This is a genomic window from Streptomyces sp. NPDC007991, assembly GCF_042958445.1.
Lineage (GTDB): Bacteria > Actinomycetota > Actinomycetes > Streptomycetales > Streptomycetaceae > Streptomyces.
Map to the genome: position 1 here is coordinate 15,083 of NZ_JBIBJD010000003.1, position 13,797 is coordinate 28,879.

At 70.0% G+C, this 13,797-nt stretch carries 14 protein-coding genes; 4 read left to right on the forward strand and 10 right to left on the reverse strand.

Going from position 1 to position 13,797, the window contains the following annotated elements; genetic code table 11:
* Positions 1-2: 2 nt before the first annotated feature.
* Both ACFZDA_RS08415 and ACFZDA_RS08420 read right to left on the reverse strand, forming a co-directional pair.
* Positions 3-1,547, reverse strand: a complete 1,545-nt coding sequence (locus tag ACFZDA_RS08415; RefSeq protein ID WP_391076892.1) for an FAD-binding protein — start codon at positions 1,545-1,547, stop codon at positions 3-5.
* Positions 1,548-1,610: 63 nt separating this feature from the next.
* Positions 1,611-1,781 carry a hypothetical protein gene (locus ACFZDA_RS08420; protein WP_391076894.1) on the reverse strand — a complete coding sequence of 57 codons (171 nt, stop codon included), beginning with the start codon at positions 1,779-1,781 and terminating at the stop codon, positions 1,611-1,613.
* Positions 1,782-1,919: 138 nt separating this feature from the next.
* Between ACFZDA_RS08420 and ACFZDA_RS08425 the strand changes: the two genes are divergently transcribed.
* Complete coding sequence (locus ACFZDA_RS08425; protein ID WP_391076897.1) at positions 1,920-2,768, forward strand: hypothetical protein; 849 nt, start codon at positions 1,920-1,922, stop codon at positions 2,766-2,768.
* Positions 2,769-2,853: 85 nt separating this feature from the next.
* Positions 2,854-3,030 (forward strand): hypothetical protein, encoded by a 177-nt coding sequence (locus tag ACFZDA_RS08430; protein WP_391076900.1) that lies wholly within the window; start codon positions 2,854-2,856, stop codon positions 3,028-3,030.
* Between the two features lie 7 nt (positions 3,031-3,037).
* On the opposite strand, the gene ACFZDA_RS08435 is transcribed toward ACFZDA_RS08430, so the two are convergent.
* Complete coding sequence (locus ACFZDA_RS08435; RefSeq protein ID WP_391076902.1) at positions 3,038-3,406, reverse strand: metal-sensing transcriptional repressor; 369 nt, start codon at positions 3,404-3,406, stop codon at positions 3,038-3,040.
* Between the two features lie 224 nt (positions 3,407-3,630).
* On the opposite strand from ACFZDA_RS08435, the gene ACFZDA_RS08440 reads away from it, so the two are divergent.
* Both ACFZDA_RS08440 and ACFZDA_RS08445 read left to right on the forward strand, forming a co-directional pair.
* Positions 3,631-4,251, forward strand: coding sequence for a DUF47 domain-containing protein (locus ACFZDA_RS08440; protein ID WP_189204381.1), 621 nt, complete (start codon positions 3,631-3,633; stop codon positions 4,249-4,251).
* 7 nt (positions 4,252-4,258) lie between these two features.
* Positions 4,259-5,257: an inorganic phosphate transporter gene (locus tag ACFZDA_RS08445; protein WP_391076905.1), complete on the forward strand. Its 999-nt coding sequence runs from the start codon at positions 4,259-4,261 to the stop codon at positions 5,255-5,257.
* A gap of 133 nt (positions 5,258-5,390) precedes the next feature.
* Here the strand turns inward: ACFZDA_RS08445 and pstB are convergent, their stop codons facing one another.
* The 7 genes from pstB to ACFZDA_RS08480 all read right to left on the reverse strand — a co-directional run bounded on the left by pstB (position 5,391) and on the right by ACFZDA_RS08480 (position 13,751).
* A complete protein-coding gene (gene pstB, locus ACFZDA_RS08450; protein ID WP_391076908.1) occupies positions 5,391-6,167 on the reverse strand; it encodes a phosphate ABC transporter ATP-binding protein PstB in 777 nt (258 codons plus the stop codon).
* Positions 6,168-6,238: 71 nt separating this feature from the next.
* Positions 6,239-7,297 carry a phosphate ABC transporter permease PstA gene (gene pstA, locus ACFZDA_RS08455; protein WP_391076911.1) on the reverse strand — a complete coding sequence of 353 codons (1,059 nt, stop codon included), beginning with the start codon at positions 7,295-7,297 and terminating at the stop codon, positions 6,239-6,241.
* Positions 7,294-8,295, reverse strand: a complete 1,002-nt coding sequence (pstC, locus tag ACFZDA_RS08460; protein ID WP_391076915.1) for a phosphate ABC transporter permease subunit PstC — start codon at positions 8,293-8,295, stop codon at positions 7,294-7,296. Before pstC ends, pstA begins: the two co-directional genes overlap by 4 nt.
* 102 nt (positions 8,296-8,397) lie before the next feature.
* Positions 8,398-9,519 (reverse strand): phosphate ABC transporter substrate-binding protein PstS, encoded by a 1,122-nt coding sequence (pstS, locus tag ACFZDA_RS08465; RefSeq protein ID WP_391076918.1) that lies wholly within the window; start codon positions 9,517-9,519, stop codon positions 8,398-8,400.
* 239 nt (positions 9,520-9,758) lie between these two features.
* Positions 9,759-10,211 (reverse strand): NUDIX domain-containing protein, encoded by a 453-nt coding sequence (locus ACFZDA_RS08470; protein WP_391076921.1) that lies wholly within the window; start codon positions 10,209-10,211, stop codon positions 9,759-9,761.
* Positions 10,208-11,404: a CHAD domain-containing protein gene (locus tag ACFZDA_RS08475; protein ID WP_391076923.1), complete on the reverse strand. Its 1,197-nt coding sequence runs from the start codon at positions 11,402-11,404 to the stop codon at positions 10,208-10,210. The genes ACFZDA_RS08470 and ACFZDA_RS08475 overlap by 4 nt, the downstream gene beginning before the upstream one ends.
* Positions 11,385-13,751, reverse strand: a complete 2,367-nt coding sequence (locus ACFZDA_RS08480; RefSeq protein WP_391076926.1) for an RNA degradosome polyphosphate kinase — start codon at positions 13,749-13,751, stop codon at positions 11,385-11,387. Before ACFZDA_RS08480 ends, ACFZDA_RS08475 begins: the two co-directional genes overlap by 20 nt.
* Positions 13,752-13,797: the final 46 nt, after the last annotated feature.

Genomic DNA, 13,797 nt, shown 5'->3' on the forward strand with positions numbered 1-13,797 from the left:
GCTCACAGCGCCTGGGGATATGTGAAGAAGCGGGTCGGGTCGTATTCGTCCTTCAGTTTCTTCAGGCGGGGGGCCGCGTCGCCGTAGTACGCCTTGCGCCAGTCGGTGAGGGTCGGGTCCGTGTAGTTCTGGTAGGCCGCGCCCGAGGCGTACGGGCGCATGGACTTGTGGGCCGAGGCCAGCCAGTCGCGGGCCGTGGTGCCCGTCGTGCCGGGACGCCAGGCGGCGATGTACTGGGCCAGCATGCGGGAACGGCGGTGGACGAACGCCGTGGACGTCGGGGAGACCCGGTTCACCGCTCCGCCGAGGGCTGTGAGGGCGATGCTGCCCGTGCCGCCGCGTACCGACCTGATCTGGGTCAGCAGTGTGCGGATGCCGGCCGCCGAGAGGGAGCGGTCGAAGAAGTCCGAGGCCGCGGCGTACGTCTCGCGGCCCAGCGCGCCCTTCGGGGAACGGCCCGGGGTCGAGCCGGGCAGATGGCACTGGGCGTCCGCCGGGAACGAGGAGCAGCCGGCGTACACCTCCATCGACTCCTCGTACGAGCGGCGCTTCAGGGAGACGCTGCTCGCCGGGGCGCCGACGCGGTCGGCGAGGCGGTCCACCGCGTTCTTCAGCTCGCCGTAGGTGCCGAGGGAGAAGGCCGCGACGGAGACGGTCGGGTTGCCGCCGGCGGCGTTCGCCAGGTGGAGGGAGGACCAGATCTCGTCGGGCTGCGAGGGGCCCCACTCCTGCCAGGCCTTCACCACCGCCGCCGCCTTCGACGCCGGCCAGGACAGGTACGCCGAGACGCCCTGCGGGGCCGGGTGGGTCGTGAAGTGCAGTTCCGTCACGACGCCGAAGTTGCCGTTGCCGGCGCCGCGCAGGGCCCAGAAGAGGTCCTTGTGCTCGGTGGCGTCGGCGGTGAGCTGCTTGCCGTCCGCGGTGATCAGGGTGGCCCGGGTGAGGCTGTCGCAGGTCAGGCCGTAGGCGCGGGAGACCACGCCGTGTCCGCCGCCGAGGGTGAGGCCCGAGACGCCGACGGTGGGGCAGGAGCCGGCGGGGATCGTCATGCCTTTGGCGGCGAGGGCGCGGTAGACGTCGATGAGTTTGGCGCCGGCGCCGACCACCGCGGTGGTGCCGGACGCCCGGACGCGGTTGAGCTTCGAGACGTCGATGATCAGGCGGCCGTCGCCGGAGGACCAGCCCGCGTAGGAGTGGCCGCCGTTGCGGATCGCCACGCGCAGGGCGTGGCCGCGGGCGTAGGCCAGGGCGGTGCGGATGTCGTCCGGGTGGGACACGTACGCGACCGCGGCGGGCTTGAGCGCGTCGAAACGGGTGTTGTACAGCTGCCGGGCCGTCTTCCAGTCGGTGTCGCCCGGGCGGATGAGGGGGCCGTCGAGGTCGCGCGCGAGGGCGGACCAGTCGGCTGCGGTCTTCGTGGTGGTGCTGGTTCTGGCGGTGGCCGTGGTCCTGGAGCGGGTGTCCGCTGCCGTGCAGGCGGCGGTGAGGGGGGTTGCGGCCGCGGCGATGCCCGCCGTGCCGACTGCGAGGAATGTACGCCGTTCCATGGGGCCTCCCGGTGGTTCCGTCGTGGGAGACGGGGTGGTGAGGGTGCGGGTTCCATGGCGGGCTCAGTCGGCCCGGTGGTTCTCCGCGTCCGTGCGTGCCTGGCTTCTCGCCCGTCTGGCCGGGCCGCGCCAGCCGCAGGTGCAGTGGGCCATGCAGAAGCGGCCCTTGTCCTGTGTCGTCGTGCGGTGTTCCGGGAGGTGGGGGGGAGGTGCCGGCCCGTCCTGCTGCGCCACGGCGACCACGGTACCCAGCCCGGGTAAAGGCTTCGTATGCCAGCTGTGGAGGGCTCGCGTGACGGGGGCACCTACCGGTCGTTAACCGGAACAACAAGGGGGCCCGTGACGGACGTACCGGCTGGGGGTAGGCAGGCGATGACTGGGCGGCAGCGGGAACGGCGGCACAGGCGGACGGGTGCGGCGCTCGTCGCGGTCGGCGTCATGGCCGGGGTGGGGCTGGGGGCCGGAGGATGCGCGGGCGGTGACGCGGTGGCCGGCGACGCCCGGGGCGGGGACGCAGTGCTCGTGCTGCACCGGGCCGCGGACCGGCTGGTGGAGGCGGGGAGTTCCAAGGCCCGTACGTCGATGGAGATGGCCGCCGGCGGGACCCGGGTGACCATCAGGGGCGCGGGGGTCTACGACTACCGCAAGCGGATGGGGCAGCTGAAGGTCCTGCTGCCGCAGGATCCCGCGGGGGCCACCGAGCGCCGGCCCATCACCGAACTGCTCGCGCCGGGAGCCCTCTTCATGAAGAACCGGGGCGCCGGTGTGCCCGCGGACAAGTGGGTGCGGGTGGAGACGCGGACCCTGTCGGACGGGAACCTCGTCACCGGCGGGGCCACCGATCCGTTCGCGGCGGCCGAGGTGCTGCGCGGGGCGCGGTCCGCGACGTTCGTGGGCCGGACCGAGGTCGCGGGTACCGGCGTGCGGCACTACCGGGGCACGGCGGATCTCGGCGCCGCCGCGGAGAAGGCCTCCGAGGGCAACAAGGCGTCCCTGAGCGCGGCGGTGAGAGGGTTCGCCACGGCCGAAGTGCCGTTCGACGTCTACCTCGACGACGAGGGCCGGATCCGCAAGGTCCGGCACCGGTTCAGTTTCGTGGGCGGGCAGAAGAGCCCCGTGGCCGTCGCCTCGACCACGTTGCTCTACGATTTCGGGGCCTCGGCGCGCGTCCGGCTGCCGGACACCGACGACATCTTCGCGGGCAGGATCGCCGAGGACTGACCGGCGCGAACTAGCCCGTCCGTGCCATGCGCGGTGTGTAGGCCGCTCCCTACTCTAGGAAGTCGGTAACGGCAGAGACGAGGTGATGCACGTGGCTCCGGTCGGCGGTACGGCAGTTCAGGACCACGTGGCCCTCGCCGAGATCGAGCTGTGCGGGGAGCTGATCATCGCGGCGTCGGCCGCCGACGAGGAGCGGCTCAGCCTGGAGAGCATCGACGAGGTGCTGAAAGTGGCCGAGGAGCGGGGCGCCCGCGCGGACTGAGTCCGGCTCATGTCCGCAGCATGCGGGCGATCGCCTGCGTCGCTTCCTTCACCTTCGCGTCGATCTCGTCACCGCCCTTGCTTGCGGCGTCGGCGACGCAGTGCCGCAGGTGCTCCTCCAGCAGTTGCAGGGCGAAGGACTGCAGGGCCTTGGTGGAGGCGGAGACCTGCGTGAGTATGTCGATGCAGTAGACGTCCTCGTCGACCATCCGCTGCAGGCCGCGGATCTGCCCCTCGATGCGGCGCAGGCGCTTGAGGTGCTCGTCCTTCTGCTTGTGGTACCCGTGCACGCCCCGGTCGTGGTCGGTCACGACGTCTGCTCCCGCGGTGACATCCGTGACATCCCCGGCATTCGTAACGTCGGTCACGTCGGTCATCGCGTCCTCCTGGTGGGCTGTGTGCCGACATATGCGGGCGGTGCGCCGACATATACCCCTAGTGGGTATATGGTACCGAACTTTGCGGGGTATACGGCCCTTGGACCGCCCCCGTGCTCATCACTGTGCCCGATGGGCGACACTGGTGGGCGGCCCGATAGCCGTGGCCGAATGATGCGCCTAGCATCAGCCTGACCGAAACCGAAGCAAGCCGAGGACCCCACGTGCGCTTTCGTCTGACCCCCAGGGAGACGAGCTTCTACGACATGTTCGCCGCATCCGCGGACAACATCGTCACGGGCTCGAAACTCCTGATGGAACTGCTCGGGGCGGACTCTTCCGCCCGGGCCGAGATCGCAGAGCGTATGAGGGCAGCGGAACACGCGGGTGACGACGCCACGCACGCGATCTTCCACCAGCTGAACTCCTCGTTCATCACGCCGTTCGACCGCGAGGACATCTACTCCCTCGCCTCTTCCCTCGACGACATCATGGACTTCATGGAGGAGGCCGTCGACCTGGTCGTCCTCTACAACGTCGAGGAACTGCCCAAGGGCGTCGAGCAGCAGATCGAGGTGCTGGCGCGCGCTGCCGAACTGACGGCCGAAGCGATGCCGCATCTGCGGACGATGGAGAACCTCACCGAGTACTGGATCGAGGTCAACCGGCTGGAGAACCAGGCCGACCAGATCCACCGCAAGCTGCTCGCGCACCTCTTCAACGGCAAGTACGACGCCATCGAGGTCCTCAAGCTCAAGCAGATCGTGGACGTGCTGGAGGAAGCGGCGGACGCGTTCGAGCACGTGGCGAACACGGTGGAGACCATCGCCGTCAAGGAGTCCTGAGCCCTTCATGGACACCTTTGCTCTGGTCGTGACCATCGCGGTCGCGCTGTTCTTCACGTACACCAACGGTTTCCACGACTCGGCGAACGCGATCGCCACGTCCGTGTCGACGCGTGCCCTGACGCCGAGGGCCGCGCTGGCCATGGCCGCGGTGATGAACCTCGCCGGTGCGTTCATGGGCTCCGGGGTCGCCAAGACCGTCAGCGAGGGCCTGATCCAGACACCGACCGGTTCGAAGGGGATGGGGATCCTGTTCGCCGCGCTGGTCGGGGCGATCGTCTGGAACCTCATCACCTGGTACTTCGGGCTGCCCTCGTCCTCCTCGCACGCGCTGTTCGGCGGGATGGTCGGTGCCGCGCTGGCCGGCGGGACGACGGTCTACTGGAGCGGGGTGCTGGACAAGGTCGTCATCCCCATGTTCGTCTCCCCGGTGGTCGGTCTGGTGGCCGGCTATCTGGTGATGACCGCGATCATGTGGATCTTCCGGAAGGCCAACCCGCACAAGGCCAAGCGGGGGTTCCGGATAGCGCAGACCGTATCGGCGGCCGGAATGGCGCTGGGGCACGGTCTGCAGGACGCACAGAAGACGATGGGCATCGTGGTGATGGCGCTGGTCATCGCGGATGTCGAGGACTACGGCGATCCGATTCCGGTGTGGGTGAAGATAGCCTGCGCGGTGATGCTGTCGCTGGGCACGTACGCCGGCGGGTGGCGGATCATGCGGACACTGGGACGGAAGATCATCGAGCTGGACCCGCCGCAGGGGTTCGCGGCGGAGACGACGGGGGCGTCGATCATGTTCGCCACGGCGTTCCTGTTCAAGGCGCCGATCTCCACGACGCACGTCATCACCTCGGCGATCATGGGGGTCGGGGCGACGAAGCGGGTGAACGCCGTGCGGTGGGGGGTCGCCAAGAACATCATCCTGGGGTGGTTCATCACGATGCCGGCGGCGGCGATCGTGGCCGCGGCCTCGTACGGGATCGTGAGTCTGGCGTTCCTGTAGGTGGCCCTGGCGGCACGTATGCCCGCAGCTCAGCAACACGAACGGGCCCGCCCCTGGGAGTAGGGGCGGGCCCTTTTCGGCCTCGCGGTGGCACCGCCATGCAGCACCGCGAGGGGTCTCGGCGAGGGGCGGATCAGCCGAAGCGGCCGGAGATGTAGTCCTCCGTGGCCTGGACCGACGGGTTGGAGAAGATGCGCTCCGTGTCGTCGATCTCGATGAGCTTGCCGGGCTGGCCGACCGCCGCGAGGTTGAAGAACGCCGTGCGGTCGGAGACGCGCGCGGCCTGCTGCATGTTGTGCGTGACGATGACGATCGTGAACCGTTCCTTCAGTTCGCCGATCAGGTCCTCGATGGCGAGGGTGGAGATCGGGTCCAGGGCCGAGCAGGGCTCGTCCATGAGCAGGACGTTCGGCTCGACCGCGATCGCCCGCGCGATGCACAGACGCTGCTGCTGACCGCCGGAGAGGCCCGAGCCGGGCTTGTTCAGGCGGTCCTTGACCTCGTTCCAGAGGTTCGCGCCCTTGAGCGACTTCTCAACGATGTCGCTCAGCTCGCTCTTCTTGTAGCTGCCGTTGAGGCGCAGGCCCGCCGCCACGTTGTCGAAGATCGACATCGTGGGGAACGGGTTCGGCCGCTGGAACACCATGCCGACCTCACGGCGCACGGACACCGGGTCGATGCCCGTGCCGTAGAGGTCCTCGTCGTCGAGGAGCACCTTGCCCTCGACCCGGCCGCCGGACGTCACCTCGTGCATACGGTTCAGGGTGCGCAGGAACGTCGACTTGCCGCATCCGGACGGGCCGATGAACGCCGTCACCGAGCGGGGCTCGACGGTCATCGAGATGTCCTCGATCGCCTTGTGGGAGCCGTAGTAGGCGGTCAGTCCGCTTACGTCGATTCGCTTGGCCATGTCTCTACTTCACTTCCGAAAGTCTGGGGGTCGCTGTGGGGCCCGCGCGGCGGTAGCCGCACATTGACAGTTCAGCGACCGGTCTTCGGGGCCTTCCAGCGGGCGATCCCGCGGGCCACCAGGTTCAGGATCATCACGAAGGCGATCAGGGTGAGCGACGCCGCCCAGGCGCGGTCGTACGCCGTGACCTCGCCCGATCCGTACTGCTGGTAGATGTACAGCGGGAGCGACGCCTGCGCGCCGTCGAAGGGGTTGGCGTTGATGAACTTGCTGCCGAACACCAGCAGCAGCACGGGCGCGGTCTCACCGGCGATGCGGGCGATGGCCAGCATGATGCCGGTGGTGATGCCGCCGAGCGAGGTCGGCAGGACCACCTTCAGGATGGTGCGCCACTTGGGTACGCCGAGCGCGAGAGAGGCTTCGCGCAGCTCGTTCGGTACGAGCTTGAGCATCTCCTCCGTGGAGCGGACGACCACGGGCATCATCAGGATCGCGAGGGCGAGTGACCCGGCGAAGCCGAAGGGCTCCATGTCGAACATCAGCATGAGGCTGAGGATGAACAGGCCGGCGACGATCGACGGGATGCCCGTCATGACGTCGACGAAGAAGGTGACGGCCCGGGCGAGGTTGCCGCGCCCGTACTCCACCAGGTAGATCGCGGTGAGCACGCCGACCGGCGCGGCGATCAGCGTGGCGAGGCCGACCTGCTCCAGCGTGCCGAGAATGGCGTGGTAGATGCCGCCGCCCGTCTCGGAGTCGGCGACCACGCCCATGGAGTGGGTCAGGAAGTAGAGGTCGAGGACCTTCACGCCGCGCTGGACGGTCGACCACACCAGCGATGCCAGCGGCACCACGGCGAGCAGGAACGCGACCCACACCAGTGAGGTGACCACGCGGTCCTTGGCCTGGCGGCGGTTCTCGACCAGCGACGCGATGACATACGTACCGAGGACGTGCAGGATCGCGGCGATGAGCGCCCACTGGACGCTGCTGTGCAGGCCGGCGGCGGCACTGACGCCGAGTCCGGCGGCGACGGATCCGGCGGCGATGGCCCACGGGGCCCACTTGGGCAGATGGCCGCCGCGCAGGGTGCTGGGGCGCTTGCCGGCGAGGGTGGGTGCGGTGCTCATGCGTTGGCCCCCGAGTACTCCTTGCGGCGGGCGATGATCGCGCGGGCCGCGCCGTTGACCAGCAGGGTGATGACGAACAGGACCAGGCCGGAGGCGATCAGCGCGTCACGGCCGAACTCGGTGGCCTCGCTGAACTTGCTGGCGATGTTCTGGGCGAAGGTGCCACCGCCCGGGTCCAGCAGGCTGGTGTGGATCAGGAAGTCGGGCGAGAGCACGGTGGCGACGGCCATCGTCTCGCCGAGGGCGCGGCCGAGGCCGAGCATGGAGGCCGAGATGACACCGGAGCGGCCGAAGGGGATGACCGCCATGCGGATCACCTCCCAGCGGGTGGCGCCGAGCGCCAGGGCGGCCTCCTCGTGCATCTGCGGGACCTGGCGGAAGACCTCGCGGCTCACGTTCGTGATGATCGGCAGGATCATGATCGCGAGCAGGATGCCCACGGTGAGCATGGAGCGTGCGGCGCCGCCCTGCCAGGAGAAGACGCCGGTCCAGCCGAGGTAGTCGTTCAGCCAGCCGTAGAGGCCGTTCATGTGCGGGACGAGGACGAGGGCGCCCCACAGGCCGTAGACGATGGACGGTACGGCGGCGAGCAGGTCGATCACGTACGCGATGGGGCCGCGCAGCCGGCGCGGGGCGTAGTGCGTGAGGAACAGTGCGATGGCGACCGAGACCGGGACCGCGATGACCATGGCGATGATCGAGGAGACGATCGTGCCGTAGGCCAGGACCGCGATGCCGAAGACCGGCGGGTTGACGCCGGTGTTCCACTGGAAGGTGGTCAGGAAGTTGCCGTCGTCCTTGCTGATGGCGAGGACGGCGCGGTAGGTGAGGAAGACCGCGATCGCGGCCATGATCACCAGCAGCAGAATGCCGGAACCACGCGAGAGGCCGAGGAAGATCCGGTCGCCGGGTCGGGTGGCGCCACGGGCCGCGCGCTTCTGCTCGGCCGTGGGCGGCTGCGTGGGGGGAGGTGCGTCAGCTATCTGTGTTGTGTCCATCGGGTTCTCCGGTCTGCGGAACCGCACGTGCCGTGCGGCCCTTGGCGGCGGTGCACCGGACGGTGCGGTCCGGTCCCGCTGGGGGACCGGACCGCACTCAGGTCAGCTCAGGCTGTCGACGGTCGTGCGAACCTTGGTGATGATCTCTTCGGGCATGGGCGCGTAGTCGTTCTGGGCGAGGATCTTCTGGCCGTCCTCCGAGGCCGCGTAGCGCAGGAACGCCTTGACCGCGGGCAGCGTCTCGGCCTTGTTGCCCTTGTCGCAGACGATCTCGTAGGTCACCAGGACCATCGGGTAGGCGCCCTCGGCCTTGGTCCCGTAGTTCAGCTGCAGCGCGAGGTCCTTGCCGGTGCCGACGACCTTGGCCTCCGCGATCGCCTTGGTGGCGTTGTCGACGGTCGCCTCGACCGGCTTGGCGGCGCCGGTGTCGATGGCGACGGTCTTGATTCCGTCCTTGGCGTACGACAGCTCGAAGTAGCCGATCGCGCCGGCGGTCTGCTTGACCTGCGCGGCGACTCCGGAGGACTGCGGAGCGGACTGGCCGCCCTTGGCCTGCCAGGCCTTGCCGCCCTCGTAGGGGAAGTCCTTCTTGGCGGTGGCGATCAGGTACTTGGTGAAGTTGTCCGTGGTGCCGGACTCGTCCGAGCGGTGGAACGCCTGGATCTTGAGGTTGGGCAGCTTGGCGCCGGGGTTCAGCTTCGCGATCGCCGGGTCGTTCCAGTTGGTGATCTTGCTGTCGAAGATCTTGGCGATCGTCGACGAGTCCAGGACGAGCTTGTCGACGCCCGGGACGTTGTAGCCGACGGCGATCGGGCCGCCGACCATCGGCAGGTTGATGCCCTGGCCGCCGGAGCAGATCTTCTTGGAGGCCGCGACCTCCTCGGGCTTCAGCGCCGAGTCCGAACCGGCCCAGGGCACCTGGCCCTGCGTGAAGGCGGTGACACCGGCACCGGAACCGCCGGCCTTGTAGTTGATCTCCACCTTGCAGGCCGCCGAGAACTGCTTGACCCACGCGTCGACCGCGTTCTTCTGCGCGGAGGAGCCGTCGGAGAGCACCTGGCCCGAGGCGTCGTCACACTTGATGTTGCTCGGCGCGGCGGCGTTGGAGGAGTCTCCGCCCGCGGTGCCGGTCTCGTCGGAGCCGCACGCCGTGAGGGCCAGGGCGCCGGAGACGGCGAGAGCACCGAGAGCGAGGGCCCGCCGGTTCATGCGCTGAAGCTTCACTTGAGTTCCTTCCAGGAGCCGCCGTCCTGATCGGCGGCGTGCGAAGTGTGGGTGTCGCTGGACGAGGCCGCGCACGGCAGGCGCGGCTCGCATCTGGTACGGCCGAAATTAGACAGATCAGATGAAGGCGCCGATGGCCGGACATGAACGAGGGGTGAACCCCTGCCGACGGTGTGGTTAGGTCACGGAACGCTTACGGGGAGAGCGCGTGGGGGTTCCGCTTTCCGGACCTGAGGGGTTCAGTCCGCTTCTCCGGCCTGTTGCGGCGGATCCAGTATGTCGAGCAGGGCGTCGACCAGGGGACGGTCGTGGGGCTGGGTGAGGCGGGCGCGGGCGGCGACAGGTGTCAGCCACAGCACGCGGTCCACCTCGTCCGTCGGGGAGAACGCGCAGGAGACCGCCTCGGCCGCCCAGTAGCGGACCTGCTTGGGGCGGCCGTCCGCCCGGTAGCGCTGGGTGGGCAGCTCGGCGCCCGGCTCGGCCCGGCAGCCCGTCTCCTCCGCCACCTCGCGCAAGGCGCCGGCGAGCGGCTCCTCGTCCCGCTTCAGCTTGCCCTTCGGCCAGGACCAGTCGTCGTACTTCGGCCGGTGCACGAGGCAGAGCTCCAGCTCGCCGGTGGCGGGGGAGCGGCGCCACAGGACGCAGCCGGCCGCCCGCACGGTGGGGTCTGCGGGGCCGGAAATCGAACTCACCGGGTGCTCACCGCTTCCTTTTCCTTCTGCCAGGCCTGCTGGAAGGCGAAGCGCGCGGCCTCGACCTCGTGCCGCTGGTCGGCGTGGAGCACGCCGAGGGCGTAGGCCGTGGCCGGGGCGATCCGGGGGGTACGCGCCGCCTGGGCCGCCGCTGCCGCCGCCTCCGAGGCGTCGCGGTGGCGGTTCAGGGCCTGGCCGGCGGAGAGCAGGCGCAGGTCGACGACGGCGTTGCCCTTCGGGCCGCTGACGGCTTCGCGGGCGTAGCGGTGCAGGCGCAGGAGCAGGCGGACCTGGTGCCAGGGGGCGTCCTGCGGATGCGGGACCGTGTCAGGGGAGAGGCCGTGGATGAGGGCGGCGGCGTTGTACGGGTGGCCGGCGGTGACGAGGGGGAGCGCGGTCACGGCGTCGGTGAGGCGGTCCTTCGCGGCGGTGGCGAGGGGGCGGAGGTCTGCGGTGGCCGCGGCCGGGGTGAGGGGGACTTCGCTGGCCAGGACGGCGACCTTGTCCGCGATGGCGTGGAAGCGGCTGGAGCCGAGGGCTTGGAGGGCGGTGGAGTGGGCTCGGGTGCGGGCGAGGTTCAGCTGGCGGTCGAGCAGGGCGCCTGCTTTTGCTGCTCCGACGGTCAGGTTGCTGCGTTCTTGTGCCGGGGGCGGGGGGTTGCGCGGCCCGGCGTCGCGGGGTGCCGCTCTCGTCGGGACGGGCGCCGCCCCAGCGGTACGGCTGCCCGCGGCTACGTCGGCACGGCTGCCCGCGGCTGCGTCCGCGCGCGTGCCCGCGGCCAGGTCGCCCCGCGCGCCCGCGGCTGCGTCCGCATGCGTGCCCGCGGCTCGGTCGGAGCCCGACAAGCGGTGCAAGGCGTTCAGCAGGCGTTCCAGGCGGGACGTGTACGCGTGTTCCATCGCCAGCGTGCCCGAGACCCAGGCCAGTTCGGGGCGCATGGCCTCGCACCAGTCGGTGTCGAGGAGGGGCTGGAACGTGTGCAGGCTGGCGCTGATGCGGCGGGCCGAGCGGCGCAGTGCGCGGGCCGCCTCGACGGACCCCTCCGAGCCGTTCGCCCCGGAACCGGTCTCCCGGTGCAGGCGCAGCGCGCGGAGGAACTCCGTGGCCTGGGCCCGCAGGTAACCCGCGAGGGTGTCCCCGGTGGGGGCGGGCCCGGCCAGGGGGCCCGTCGGTTCAAGGTGTCGCTGTGCCACGCCGGCGCCTCCGGGCGTCTATGAGCATCTCCTGGACGTTGCGCAGGGGCTGGCCGTCCGCGTCGGTCGCATGCCGGGTCCAGTCGCCGTCCGGGCCGAGGTGCCAGGAGGCGGTGGCGTCGGACATACCGGTCTCCAGCAGCCGGTTCAGGGCCGCCCGGTGGGCCGGGTCGGTGACCCGGACCAGGGCCTCTATCCGGCGGTCGAGGTTGCGGTGCATCATGTCGGCGCTGCCGAACCAGATCTCGGGCTCGCCGCCGTTGCCGAAGGCGAAGACACGGGAGTGTTCGAGGAAGCGGCCGAGGATGGAGCGGACCCGGATGTTCTCCGACAGGCCCGCCACACCCGGGCGCAGGGCGCAGATGCCGCGCACCCACACGTCCACCGGTACGCCCGCCTGGGCGGCGCGGTAGCAGGCGTCGATGACGGCCTCGTCGACCATCGAGTTGACCTTGATACGGACGTACGCGGGCCGTCCGGCACGGTGGTGCTGGATCTCCTTGGTGATCCGCGAGACCAGGCCGTCGCGCAGTGACTTGGGGGCGACGAGCAGCCGGCGGTAGGTCTCGCGGCGGGAGTAGCCGGAGAGGCGGTTGAAGAGGTCCGAGAGGTCCGCGCCGACCTGCGGGTCGGCCGTGAGCAGGCCGAGGTCCTCGTAGAGGCGGGCGGTCTTCGGGTGGTAGTTGCCGGTGCCGACGTGGCTGTAGCGGCGGAGCGTCTCGCCCTCCTGGCGGACCACCAGGGACAGCTTGCAGTGGGTCTTCAGGCCGACCAGGCCGTAGACCACGTGGCAGCCGGCCTCCTCCAGCTTGCGCGCCCACTTGATGTTGGCGTGCTCGTCGAAGCGGGCCTTGATCTCGACCAGGACGAGGACCTGCTTGCCGGTCTCGGCGGCCTCGATGAGGGCGTCGACTATGGGCGAGTCGCCCGAGGTCCGGTACAGGGTCTGCTTGATCGCGAGGACGTCCGGGTCGCCGGCCGCCTGCTCCAGGAAGGCCTGCACGGAGGTGGAGAACGAGTCGTACGGGTGGTGCAGCAGGACGTCCCGCTCGCGCAGGGCGGCGAAGATGTCCGGCGCGGACGCCGACTCGACCTCGGCGAGGTCGCGGTGGGTGCCGGCGACGAACTTGCGGTACTTCAGCTCCGGCCGGTCCAGGGAGGCGATCCGGAACAGGCCCGTGAGGTCCAGGGGGCCCGGCAACGGGTACACCTCGGCCTCGCTGATCTTCAGCTCGCGCACCAGCAGGTCCAGGACCTCGCGGTCGATGGACTCCTCGACCTCCAGGCGCACCGGCGGCCCGAAGCGGCGCCGCATGAGTTCCTTCTCCAGGGCCTGGAGCAGGTTCTCCGCGTCGTCCTCCTCGACCTCCAGGTCCTCGTTCCTGGTGAGGCGGAAGGCGTGGTGCTCCAGCACCTCCATGCCCGGGAACAGCTCTTCCAGGTGGGCGGCGATGACGTCCTCGATGGGGACGTAGCGGCCCGGGGAGCTCTCCAGGAAGCGGGACAGCAGCGGCGGCACCTTCACGCGGGCGAAGTGCTTGTGGCCCGTGACCGGGTTCCGTACGACGACGGCCAGGTTCAGGGACAGGCCGGAGATGTACGGGAAGGGGTGGGCCGGGTCGACCGCCAGCGGGGTCAGCACGGGGAAGATCTGGTGCCGGAACAGGGTGAACAGGCGGGCCTGCTCCTTCTCCTGCAGCTCGCTCCAGCGGACCAGGTGGATGCCCTCCTCCGCGAGTGCGGGGGCGACGTCCTCGTGGTAGCAGGCGGCGTGCCGGGCCATGAGCTCGCGGGAGCGGGCCCAGATCATCTCCAGCACCTCGCGCGGCTGGAGGCCGGAGGCGGAGCGGGTGGCCACGCCGGTGGCGATACGGCGCTTCAGACCGGCGACCCGGACCATGAAGAACTCGTCCAGGTTGCTGGCGAAGATCGCGAGGAAGTTGGCCCGCTCCAGCAGGGGTGTGTTCGGGTCCTCGGCGAGTTCGAGGACCCGTTCGTTGAACGCGAGCCAGCTGCGCTCCCGGTCGAGGAAGCGTCCCTGCGGCAGCTGGACGCCGTCGACCTGCGACTCCTCGTACGCGTCGAGGTCGGCGTCGATGTCGGGTTCGAGGTCGGAGACGGCCGCCGCGATGGTGTGCGGGCGGTGGGCCGCGATGGAGCCCACGGAGGGCTGCGCGTGCTGGACCTGTGCCTGGGTGTTCGGCTGGCTCATGGCCCCATTGTTCCGCGCCGCCAGCATCACGGGCGCGTCGGACAGCGCGGGCGGGAGCGGGGGCGTCACATGAGTGGTCCCGTTCCTCACAGGCCCCTCTGGGGGCGGTGAAGGCTCTGGCGCGGCGGGAGTCATTGGCCGAGCCTCGCAAGCCCGTCTGAATCGATGGTTACGGCGACAT